The organism is Vibrio neptunius, assembly GCA_019339365.1.
Taxonomy (GTDB): domain Bacteria; phylum Pseudomonadota; class Gammaproteobacteria; order Enterobacterales; family Vibrionaceae; genus Vibrio; species Vibrio neptunius.
Window position 1 is genome coordinate 1,515,037 of record CP079860.1, and the last position, 11,420, is coordinate 1,526,456.

General features: G+C 47.3%; 7 protein-coding genes and 1 pseudogene. 6 read left to right on the top strand and 2 right to left on the bottom strand.

Annotated features, from left to right (window positions below; translation table 11 throughout):
• Positions 1 to 3: 3 nt before the first annotated feature.
• Both KW548_23635 and tssH read right to left on the bottom strand, forming a co-directional pair.
• Entirely contained in the window at positions 4 to 1,701 is a 1,698-nt protein-coding gene (locus KW548_23635) for a sigma-54-dependent Fis family transcriptional regulator (protein ID QXX08589.1), read from the bottom strand.
• Positions 1,688 to 4,360, bottom strand: a complete 2,673-nt coding sequence (gene tssH, locus KW548_23640; GenBank protein QXX08590.1) for a type VI secretion system ATPase TssH — start codon at positions 4,358 to 4,360, stop codon at positions 1,688 to 1,690. The genes KW548_23635 and tssH overlap by 14 nt, the downstream gene beginning before the upstream one ends.
• A 448-nt stretch (positions 4,361 to 4,808) precedes the next feature.
• Here tssH and KW548_23645 point away from each other — a divergent pair, with 448 nt between their 5' ends.
• The 6 genes and pseudogenes from KW548_23645 to KW548_23670 all read left to right on the top strand — a co-directional run bounded on the left by KW548_23645 (position 4,809) and on the right by KW548_23670 (position 11,211).
• The gene (locus KW548_23645; GenBank protein ID QXX08591.1) at positions 4,809 to 5,327 is read left to right on the top strand and encodes an Hcp family type VI secretion system effector; all 519 of its coding nucleotides are present in this window, start codon (positions 4,809 to 4,811) and stop codon (positions 5,325 to 5,327) included.
• 71 nt (positions 5,328 to 5,398) lie between these two features.
• Positions 5,399 to 7,476, top strand: a pseudogene (gene vgrG, locus KW548_23650) (type VI secretion system tip protein VgrG).
• Positions 7,476 to 7,961 (top strand): hypothetical protein, encoded by a 486-nt coding sequence (locus KW548_23655; protein ID QXX08592.1) that lies wholly within the window; start codon positions 7,476 to 7,478, stop codon positions 7,959 to 7,961. The pseudogene vgrG and the gene KW548_23655 overlap by 1 nt, the downstream one beginning before the upstream one ends.
• A 19-nt stretch (positions 7,962 to 7,980) precedes the next feature.
• Positions 7,981 to 9,297: a hypothetical protein gene (locus KW548_23660; protein QXX08593.1), complete on the top strand. Its 1,317-nt coding sequence runs from the start codon at positions 7,981 to 7,983 to the stop codon at positions 9,295 to 9,297.
• Positions 9,278 to 10,261 (top strand): DUF2169 domain-containing protein, encoded by a 984-nt coding sequence (locus KW548_23665; GenBank protein ID QXX08594.1) that lies wholly within the window; start codon positions 9,278 to 9,280, stop codon positions 10,259 to 10,261. Before KW548_23660 ends, KW548_23665 begins: the two co-directional genes overlap by 20 nt.
• On the top strand, positions 10,258 to 11,211 hold the full coding sequence (locus KW548_23670; protein QXX08595.1) for a hypothetical protein: 954 nt from the start codon (positions 10,258 to 10,260) through the stop codon (positions 11,209 to 11,211). The genes KW548_23665 and KW548_23670 overlap by 4 nt, the downstream gene beginning before the upstream one ends.
• Positions 11,212 to 11,420: the final 209 nt, after the last annotated feature.

The following is an 11,420-nucleotide window of genomic DNA, read 5'->3' on the forward strand; positions in this document are numbered from 1 at the left end:
TGGTTAACTCGCGGTAGAAATGTCGTACTTTTTCATCTTATGGCTTAATGTACTGATTGGCAGCGAGAGCTGCTCGGCGGCACGTTTAATTTGCCAGTTTGATGAGTTGAGACAATCAATGATAACGGTCTTCTCATACTCGCTGACCGCTTCTTTAAGGCTTTTGGAATAGTCCATTGGTTCTGCTTCCACTGTGGCCTCTGATTGCTCTAGCTGGGCCGCATCTGTCGATGCTGGCTCTTGCTGAGCGGGTGGTTGCGGCTCGCTTTCCAAGACGGGTTCAGGGATCTCTGGCGTCTGTGGTGTCGGTTGAGGGAGATTGGCGAGGGCTGCCGCTTCTCCAAATTCAACCTGATTGATGGTTTCGAAATCTGAAAGTAACAAAGCCCGTTCAACGATGTTCTTGAGCTCACGAACGTTACCCGGGTAAGGGTATTGCTGAAGTTGCAGTTGTACGTTAGCACTTAACCCGGGTGCTTGAGCTAGGCCCAAGTTGGCGGCACTCTGCTTCACGAAGTGTTCTGCCAGCGGCAAAATGTCGGCTTCACGCTCTCTCAAAGGAGGAAGGGTGATAGGGAACACATTGAGGCGATAGAACAAGTCGGCACGGAACTCGCCATTTTTGATTTTATCCATCAAATGGCAATGGGTGGCGGCCACCACGCGTACATCGACTTCCACTTCCTTGCTGGCCCCCACCGGACGCACTTTACGTTCCTGCAAAACACGTAATAGCTTAGCTTGCAGCAACAATGGCATGTCGCCAATCTCATCAAGGAATAGGGTGCCTCCATGAGCGGCTTCAAACAAACCGATTTTGTCTTTGTCTGCACCGGTAAATGAGCCTTTTTTATGCCCAAACAGCTCAGATTCGAGCAGTTGTTCCGGAATGGCAGCACAGTTCTGAACGATTAACGGTTGATCGGCTCGGTTGGAGTTTTCGTGAATGTACTTGGCGATCACCTCTTTACCGGCACCGGTTTCACCGCGTAGCAGTACGTCTACCGGCAGTGCCAGCACTTTGTCTAACCGACGCAGCACTTCCAGCATCTGTTCACTTTCCGCAATCGGGCCTTTGTAATGGCTCTGTTTGCGTTTTTTGAGATGCTCATTCTCGCGCACTAACGCAGCGTTATCGGCGCTCAGGCTTTTGATCATATGGCCATATTCTTCGAGCCAAACGGCTTGTCGAATGCTGTTGGCGGCCATATTACAGAACGCGGTGAGTGCCGATTCGTTGTCGATGACGCTCAAATCGAACAGCGCCAACAAACCTATGGTTTTAGCGCTGTCATCGACCAAGGGCCAAGCAAGGAGGTTGCTGCTTTTGATGCCAAGTGCTAACTCCGTCTCATACACGGCCTCACAATCGTAACCATTGTATTGATACAGCTCGTTGATCAACACCACTTCGCCATTTTGGATGGCGTAGTTGAATGGGTCGGTTTGGCTGGTTTGGTTAAACGATAGCGGCTGCCATGGGTGAGAAACGAGAGCTTGTTCATTGTGATGAACAATACTCGGTATGAGTGCCTGTCCCGTTTGATCAAGAACGTAGATGATGCCGTGTTTAGAAAACGTCATCTGACGCGCTGCTGTGAGCACCGCGTCCAAAGTTTGCGCAAGCTGAGTGCGATCAGCCAGAGACTGGCTGATCGCTAGTAACGCATTACTCAGATCGTTCTGATTAGCTGAACGCATAAGATAGCGTTCCTTGCTCATCGACAGATACTGTGATCTGACTGTGCGACTCATCCCTGTCGTGCACGAGCAGCTGTGTGGATAGCTGAGGCAGTAACTGACGGTTAATCACCGCATCGATGTTACGTGCTCCCGTTTCTGCCAAGCGACAATTGCCAAGTACGAATTCCACTAAGGTGTCTTCGTAGTTCAACGACAGTTTATGGTGGCTTTGCAGACGCTCAGACACTTTGCCCAACTTGTGGTGGATGATGTCAGTCATGGCTTCGTCAGACAGTGGAACAAACGGCAGCACTGACATACGCGCCAATAACGCAGGCTTGAAGTGCTGGTTTAGCGTTGGACGAATCGCCTCGGCAATCACGCCAGCGTTGATGTCTTTAGACTGCTGAACGAGTGATTCAATCTCATGAGTCGCAAGGTTACTGGTCATGATGATTAAGGTGTTTTTAAAGTCGATAGTGCGACCTTCACCGTCGTTGAGTGTGCCTTTATCGAATACTTGATAGAAAAGGTTCAGTACTTCTGGATCCGCTTTTTCTACTTCATCTAACAGGACAACAGAGTATGGACGTTGACGCACCGCCTCAGTCAGCATGCCGCCTTCGCCGTAACCGACGTAACCCGGAGGTGAACCGATTAGGCGCGATACCGTATGTTTCTCTTGGAATTCAGACATGTTGATGGTGGTCATAAAGCGCTCACCACCGAACAGTTGGTCGGCAATCGCACGCGCAGTTTCGGTTTTACCGACACCGCTTGGGCCGACAAGTAAGAATACGCCTGTTGGTGCATCTGGGTTACCGAGGCCAGCTTTGGCGGTTTGAATGCCTTCTGCTAGCGCATCGATGGCGTATTCTTGGCCTTTGATATTGTTGGTGAGGCTGTCTTTTAGCTTGAGCGTGGTTTCGGCTTCATCCTGAAGCATTTTACCCATAGGGATGCCAGTCCAGTCGGAGATCACGTGGCTTACTTCATCTGGGCCAACTTCGAAATGCACCAGCGGGTTACCATCACGAATCGCATCCAGTTGCTCCTGACAGGCGGCAATGGCGATACGTACCGCTTCTTCGTCCATTTCTGCATAAGGGGAAGCTTCTGTTTCTTCGCCTTCTTCATCCGCTTGTGCAACTTCAATTTCTTCGCCAGAAACCAGTTCATGAAGACGAGTACGCAACGCGATCATCTGTTCGATTTGCTCTTTCTCGTTTTTCCATTGTGCTTCTTGAACTTCTAGCTCAGCTTGGGTTTTCTCCATCGCCACTTTGAGATCTGGGATCGACGCCAGGCTGTGTTTGTCGCCAGTTTGCTGCAACTGGTCACGTTCTAAGGCTTCTAGCTCACGAGTTTGCGCGGCAAGTTCTTGTTGTAAGGTTTCAACCGATGCTGGCACGGCATTTAAGCTAATGTTAACCCGTGCACAGGCGGTATCGAGTACGTCGATGGCTTTGTCCGGCAGTTGACGGCCAGAGATGTAACGCGCGGAAAGCGCTGCCGCTGCGGTAATGGCGTCGTCACGAACGTAAACATTGTGGGACTTTTCGTACGCTGGTCGCAGACCACGGATGATCAGCGCCGCTTGTTGTGGAGACGGTTCGTCAAGTTTAACCAGTTGGAAACGTCGCGCTAGAGCCGGGTCTTTCTCGAAGTACTTCTTATACTCAGACCACGTTGTCGCGGCAATGGTTTTCACTTCGCCACGGGCTAGGGCTGGTTTGAGTAGGTTGGCGGCATCGCTACCGCCAGCTTGGTTACCACCACCGACCAGCGTGTGGGCTTCATCAATAAAGAGGATGATAGGCGTCGGTGAGTTTTTCACTTCGTCGAGAACCGCATTGAGGCGCTTTTCGAATTCGCCTTTGACGCTCGCGCCCGCTTGAAGTAGGCCCATATCTAAACCATAAAGTTCTACCCCTTTAAGGTTATCAGGCACTTCACCTTGTACGATTTTTAGTGCCAGACCTTCAACCACGGCGGTTTTACCGACACCAGGTTCGCCGACAGCGATAGGGTTGTTTTTACGACGACGCGCAAGAATATCGACGATCTGGCGGATCTCTTGATCACGACAGAATACTGGATCGATCTCGCCTTTACGTGCCTTGCCGGTAAAGTCGGTGGTGAACTTGCTGAGCGCTGAGCCGTCTTCACGAGCTTGTGTCTTTTCAGACGTTGCCACTTGTGCTTCTAGTGAATGGCTGGTCAGTTCGCCAAAATTACGCTTCAAGCTGTCTGGGTTGACATTGTCTAGAAGGTCAGAGTAGCTATGCTGGCCGTAACGGAGTGGGTTGCTGACTAGCGTCAGTAGTAGAGCACCTGAGCGGATCTGCGTTTGTGATAAGTCTAAAGAAGACACTAGCCAGCTTTCTTGTAGCCATTCGATCAACAAAGCAGAAAATACAGGTTTGCCACCATTACCTGTTGGGCTTGTATCTAAAGTAGAACGAATCGATTGACGTAGGATGTTTTCCGAACAGTCAAAGTGTGCGAGTAGAACGTCGAAATCACTGTTTGGTCTTTCAAGCAAGCTTAACAGTAAGTGTTCAATTCGAACTTCGTTAGCCTTTTCTGATACAGCCAGAGCTGCGGCGTCTTCTAGCGCGACTTTTGCGATAGGGTGCAGACGTTGAATTAATGAAGAGAGATTAATATTTATCATTGTCTTTATCGAGCTTATGGTTGTTTAAAATTGGCTCGATTATACTAAATATTAAAAATTGTTTTTTTTGACAGACTATTTTAACCACTATTTTATGGTTGTTTTTCAGGCGATATTGATTAGATTAAAACCAAATTTGATATATGTGATAGTCACTATGATTATTATGTTAGTTATTCTGTCTTAAATGCCCGTTAATAACGCTTTTTTTACTCGATTGCCTATCGTTGTTTTATCGAAATGGATAAGTAACAATAAATTGTTTGCTGAACACAAGAAGTTGTGAAATTTTCCAATTTATTGAATTGATAAGGTTATCTAATAATAAGATAAACACTATAAGTTATTGATTTATATAGATTGTAAAGTTGGCACGCTCTTTGTATTAGGTTAATAGCGTCGCGGTTAAGCGATTTGGTAAATTTAAATAAATTAGAAGGAATACAAGATGCCAACTCCTGCATATATGTCTATCACAGGTGAAACTCAAGGCGATATCACAAAAGATGCTTACTCAGCTGACTCAGTTGGTAACTCTTGGCAAGAAGCTCACGTTGATGAGTTCCTAGTTCAAGAACTTGATCACGTACTTACTATTCCACGTGATCCACAAAGCGGTCAGCCAACAGGTCAACGCGTTCACAAGCCAGTCATTGTGACTAAAGCACAAGACTGCTGTTCACCGCTTCTATTCAACGCTCTAGTTTCTGGTGAGAAACTGCCTGAGTGTAACATCAAGTTCTACCGTACTTCTGTACAAGGTAAGCAAGAGCACTACTACACAATCAAACTGATTGATGCTCTTCTAGTTGATATGCAAACTCGCATGGCTCACTGTCAAGATGCTGCGACTTCTGACCGTGTAACTGAAGAAGTACTTAGCTTCACTTACCGCGCAATCGAAGTAACTCACGAAGTTATGGGTAAAGGCGGTAACGACGACTGGCGTGCTCCACGCGAAGCGTAAGATTCTCTTACCAAACGCTAAGGGCCAACTTATGTTGGCCCTGATCTCATTATTTGTATCAGGTAAAAGGTATGACAATAGACGTAGAATTTAAGTTTGAAGTTCAAGGTAGTGAGCATGAATTTCGTGTTGAAAGTTTTCAAGTGAATGAAGAACTGTCTAAAGACTTTCAAGTCAGCCTCTCATTACTTTCACTTGATGCTGATATTACCTTCGAAGAACTTATCCGCAAACCTGCACTGCTGACTCTGTTTGGTCAAGGTGTGGGTTCTGCTCGTTTTTTCCACGGTGTGGTCAATGAGGTTCGATTCCTTGGCACAGGCCGAAGATTCTCTCGTTACCAGATTATTCTGGTACCACAAAGCTGGTTCTTGACCCAACGCCAAGACTGTCGCATTTTCCAAAATCTAGCGGCTCCAGATATCATTTCTCAAGTCTTGGACGACGCTTCTGTTACCGACTATCGTCTTGAACTGTCTGGCGTGTATCCACAAAAAGAATACGTTCTTCAGTATCGTGAAACCGACAGTATTTTCGTGCACCGAATGCTGGCTGAACATGGTATGTGGTACTACTACGAGCACACTGAAAGTAATCACACCTTAGTGATCGTCGATAGCAACGATGCCATTCCAGAATTGCTCAGTACTCCGCTTAACGCTTCTTACTTAGGCCCGTTGGTTTATCATTCAGATGCGGGTGGCGTCGCCGATCGCGAACATATTGTCGATTTGACGGCCATCAACCGAGTGAGAACCGGCAGCACGACTTACACCGATTACAACTATGAACAGCCTAAGATCCCACAACAAATGTCGAGTGAGGGCACTTTAGATCAAGATCTTAAATTGTTTGACTACCCAGGCCGTTACGTTGACCCAGTGATGGGGCAGGTGCGTGCATCAGAATGGATCGCGGAACATCAGGTCGATAATCATCAGATCGCCGCGATGTCGAACATTATGCGCGTGGTGCCGGGTTATAGCTTTAATATCAGTGAGCATCCACGCAGTGCGCTCAATCGTGACTACACCATGCTGTCTATCGTCCACAATGGTCATGATCCCCAAGTTCATGAAGATGAAAACAGTGGTCTGCCGACGCATTACGATAACAGTTTTACTTGCATCCCACGTGATGTGATTTTTAAAGTACAAAAACCGTCTCCACCTGTAGTTGAGGGGCCTCACACTGCGGTTGTGGTCGGGCCTGCTGGCGAAGAGATTTATACCGATGAACTTGGACGAATTAAAGTTCAGTTCCACTGGGATCGATACGGCAACAATGACGAAAATTCAAGTTGTTGGATTCGTGTCAGCCAATCAATGGCAGCGCCGTCATGGGGGCAGTGTACCTGCCGCGTATTGGCCATGAAGTCGTGGTCACCTTCCTTGAAGGCGACCCAGATCGTCCGCTGGTTACAGGCGCTGTTTACCATGGTCTGCACTTTCCTCCGTATTCATTGCCAGAGAACAAAACTCGTACCACATTCCGTACCCAAACGCACAAGGGCACTGGCTATAACGAGATGAGTTTTGAGGATGAAGCGAATCAGGAAGAGATTTACTTCCATGCTCAAAAAGACATGGCGACTAAGGTACTCAACAACCGTTACCGCGATATTGGTCAGGATGAGTTCCTTGAAGTGGGCCGCAACCAGACTAACGAAGTGCATGGCGATCATAAAGAAACGATCGATGGTCACAAAACCACTCAGGTGAACAGCACCTTTACTGAGACCGTTGAACAGGATGTGACCGTTACTTATAACGCTAATGAAACACAGTCTGTTAAGAACAACTCAACACTTGAGATTGGCGATAACCGCTCGACTAAGATTGGCAAAAACGACGATCTAGACGTCGGTGAGAACAGCAACTTGGTCGTCGGTGCTTCGCGCTCCGCTGACATTGGTAAGGACGATAACCAAACGGTCGGTGGCGATCTCACGGTTTCAGTTAAAGGTAATACATCGTATAAAGCCGATGCTGCAACTCAGGTGGTCAGTGGTGACAAAATTGTCCTTAAGACCGGTGGCTCTTCCTTAGTAATGAACAGCGATGGAAGTATCAAGCTGACTGGGTCTTCGATCACGATTGAAGGCAGCGACAAAGTTGTGATTAAAGGTGGCAACGTAGCGATTAACTAATGAAACAACAAATACACCAACAACAGTTTGAACAAGAAACGCAGCAAGCCGAGAAATCGGCTTGCTTTTCCCGTTTTGGAACGATAGTCGGCATGAATGAAGCGAAAGATAGCGTCAGAGTCGATTTTGAAGGAAACCCATTTGGTCAGCCCCTTTCTGCAAAGCTAGGCCGCGGGTTTACTCGGTCAGAACTTAAGTTTGCTATGGATAATAAGCTTCATTGTCGTATTGAGTTTGTTAACCAAGATATCAGCTTACCCATAGTGACGGACGTGTTCTTTTCTATGCTGAGTGAGGATCAAGAGGTCATTATTCGCGCAGAGAAGATGACAATAAAAACCAATCAAGAACTGACGCTAAAAAGTGGTGACACCCAAACTCGCTACAGTGGCAGAGACGGGCGAGTGACGACTGAGGCGAAGTATGTGACTTCGCAGGCAGAAAAAGCGCAGAAGATTCAGGGCGGTACGGTTGCCATCAACTAGCCACTTATGCAGATAGAGTATGAGACAAAGAATTACCAAACAACAGCTTAGCTCAGCGTTAAGTGATAGTGATTTAACCCAAGCCATACAGACATTAGATGAGCAAATTGCGCTGCTGAGCGATCTGCGCCCAGCGTGGCTTGAGTTTTGTCATGAGAAATCAGCGGTCGCGATTGAGTCCTTGTCCTTTCTGTTTAAGCAATGGGTAAGGTTGCATCGCAAAGGGTATCCAGCGACTTCGCAGGACTACCTCCGTTTGGTTGAACGCCAGATGGCAGAGATTAAACAGGTTTACATCGCCTTCTATAAGCTTCATCCGGGGCTGGTTTACGAGCTCAAAGACACTGCACCAGCGCTTTTCGTTTGGCTGATGTTAGAGCCTGAATTCGAGCAGCACACGTCCTACCTTATTGCGGCAATAAAAGTGGCTGAGGACATCGATGTCAATGAGGCGACTCTGTTGTTACTGCACTCCAAACGACACACGCTGGATATCACACTAACGCAGCTTGTCGAGGGCAAAGTCTCAATGAGAAGCTTATGCTTTGAAGCGTTGCGGCTGCGTCAGACATTAAGTGTTGGTTTGGCCAAACACTGGTTGAAGGAAACCTCGCTTGAAGCACAACAAGTGCACCCGGTGTTAGCCAAGTTTGATGTCGAAGACAGTATCGAGTGGATTAATGAAATCGACAGCGATGAAGAGTACCTGTTTGAGTTGTTGCTCTGTAAGCATGACCGGGGTACTTGGTTCAGAAAGCGTTTTGGTATTGAACAGCAAGCGCTGCCGAGTGAGCATGTGGCGACATACGCTAAATTGCTTGAGTTGGTCGAGTTTGACCAGTTTGATCCTAGTCTCGAAATGGCGCCGATCCAGATGGTGTTAACCGGCCGCCCAGACTGGATTGAAACGGCTTTGGAACACCTCATGACGCTGAAAGATGGGCAGGAGGAGTGGTTGTTTGCCCTCTATGTTGTCTACGGTGAGCGTTTCCCGCTTAACCCACATCTCTTGGGTGTCGAGTATCAATGGGAACAAGCGATGGCGGTACTTGAAAACTGGCGTGATAGTGGTGAAAACCATGTCAACACAGCGATTCGCCATGGCGTACCTGTGACGTTTGAATCGAGTGTCCAAGCCATGATGGATCACAATATCCCCGCTAACTACCGAACCTGGATATGGCGTCATCTCTGTATTCATGGTCGTGTCTACATTCCTTGGAATTGGGCCATGCCTGCAATACAACAAAACTGGCTGTTTAGTAAGCTATCTGAGCAATCCGCTGCGATTGAACGATTTAACCTAAGGAATCAGAATGCAACTTTGGGATATTGAACAAGAAACGGAATTGCTAGTAAAGGGTCGCTTCCAACGTGATCAAAATGGTCACGAAGTGTGGGTGATAGCGGCTAAACGACAATGGCAGCTCAACGAGGGCGAATGGCAAGAGGTACCAGCTGAGGAGATTTACGATGACCCTGTTTATCTCGGTGAAGCTGGTATGTCGGCGATGAAAGTCGACCATGAGTTTCCAGTATCAAAGCAAAATACCGACGTTTTGGTGTACGGCAAAGCACGCGCTTACGCTAAGCGCCCAGTGACTTATCACGAGTGTCGTATCCTCATCGATAGTCATATCGACAAGACGATTGCTGTTCATGGTGAACGTAAGTGGGTCGAACACGGCGGTACAGTGACGGTTTCTCACCCAACAGCGTATGTTGAAGCTGAGATTGATTACTCAAAAGCATTGGGTGGGGATGAGCGTAACCGTATTGGTTGTGGCGTGGCGAAAAGCAGTGCCGAGTTGATGGCAATGCCAGTTCCGTCCGTGTTTTATCCTAATGAAGAATGGGCTCCTAACACCAAAAACTTGCGCGTAGCGGGTCTTGGGCCTATCCCGCCCTTTTTTACTCAGAGGGCTAAGTACGCGGGGACCTTTGATGATGCTTGGCAAGAGCATAGACGCCCCTTACTGCCCGAAGACTTTAACCCGAAGTTTTACCAATCTGCTCCTGAAGACCAGCAGTGTAATGGCTTCTTAGAAGGTGGTGAGCGCCTGATGATGAGTGGTTTCTCTCATGACGACGTGTTGGCTTTTCGCATTCCGGCAGAGAAGTATGTCGCTGTGGCCGATTTTGGTGAAGAGAAGCTGAGCGCTGCTATGGCCATGTACACACTGTTTGTTGATACTGAAGAACAACGTCTTACGATTAGCTACAACGCTTCATTCCCCTGTCAGGGCAAAGAACACCTGTTGGTGTCTTCCACGATTTCTAAAGCGAGAGAAAGCGTATGAGTAATGTATATGGTCGATACGTTCTTGATGTTGATGTATTGACGCCAATGGGCATGAACCTAGATATTTCACTCGCTGTCGCCAAAGCTGACCTTGCACGATTCAACCAGCACCTAGCTGAAAATGGTATCGATAAGTTTACTTTCGCTAAAGCGGACTTTATTAAAGCAGACAAAAAGCAAGAAAGGGTAGTCGAAATGATCGATTCGCTGCTTTCTTCTATGTTAGCTAAGCTACCCAAAACGCTTAGGCCTGTTCCCGCGGTGATCTCTGTTCCTGAATCGACGGATAATAACCGTCTACAAGCTTGGGTCGAGGCGAGTAAACACGCCAAATGGTTGTCAAAGATCGACATTACTCATGTCGGCGGACCGCGTTTTATCCATGATTCCCTCACTATCCTAAACCAGCAAGATGCGGTGCTTTGTATCGCGGTTGACTCTTTATTCAGTGAGTTAGCCCCGCTTATTGCCGATGACAATGTGCAAGGAACTCAAAACCCATGGGGGCTGCTCCCCAGTGAAGGAGGTGGGGGTGTCATTTTCACTAAGAAAAACATTGTTGACACTCTCAAGTTAAAGCCCGTTGCATCGCTTGATTACTTTGTGGCTGAATGGAACACGTCGGACCGCAGAGGTATGATGCGCTTGGTTCGCAAAGCCGGAGCGGCTTTTGAACACTTAGGCTATATCTATTCTGACTTGAATAATTCTCGGCATCATACTGAGGATTATGGCTTTGCCCTCGGTGCAAGAGCAGAGAAATTCACTAACCCTGAGCAGCCTGTGCTTATCAATGGTTTATGGGGAACACTAGGGCAATCGTCTGCGATGGCTTTGCTTTGCAGCTTCACCCAAATGCATCCTTCATCGGACCCAGCCTGCTTGTTTATGTACGGATTAGATGGTGATCGCGGTTTATTAAGAATATCTCGGTGTGAAGATGCTTAATTGGTTCAAATCTACTGGATGGTAGATCAATTTCAATAAAAAGTGTGGCTCTCAAACCGTCGAAATAGAAACACTTAAGGTCGGTTCTACAGTCATTATGCCTAAATTGATAGGGATAGTGGGCTTTTTATTTTTATGCGGTTGAAAAGCAATATTTAAACTAATTATTATGCTTTCCTAGTTATTATTATCATTTGGCTAAAGAGTGG

Excerpts from the sequence above, each read along its gene's own strand:
- KW548_23635 (QXX08589.1), bottom strand. The coding sequence starts at position 1,701 with ATGCGTTCAGCTAATCAGAACGATCTGAGTAATGCGTTACTAGCGATC.
- tssH (QXX08590.1), bottom strand. The coding sequence starts at position 4,360 with ATGATAAATATTAATCTCTCTTCATTAATTCAACGTCTGCACCCTATC.
- KW548_23645 (QXX08591.1), top strand. The coding sequence starts at position 4,809 with ATGCCAACTCCTGCATATATGTCTATCACAGGTGAAACTCAAGGCGAT.
- KW548_23655 (QXX08592.1), top strand. The coding sequence starts at position 7,476 with ATGAAACAACAAATACACCAACAACAGTTTGAACAAGAAACGCAGCAA.
- KW548_23660 (QXX08593.1), top strand. The coding sequence starts at position 7,981 with ATGAGACAAAGAATTACCAAACAACAGCTTAGCTCAGCGTTAAGTGAT.
- KW548_23665 (QXX08594.1), top strand. The coding sequence starts at position 9,278 with ATGCAACTTTGGGATATTGAACAAGAAACGGAATTGCTAGTAAAGGGT.
- KW548_23670 (QXX08595.1), top strand. The coding sequence starts at position 10,258 with ATGAGTAATGTATATGGTCGATACGTTCTTGATGTTGATGTATTGACG.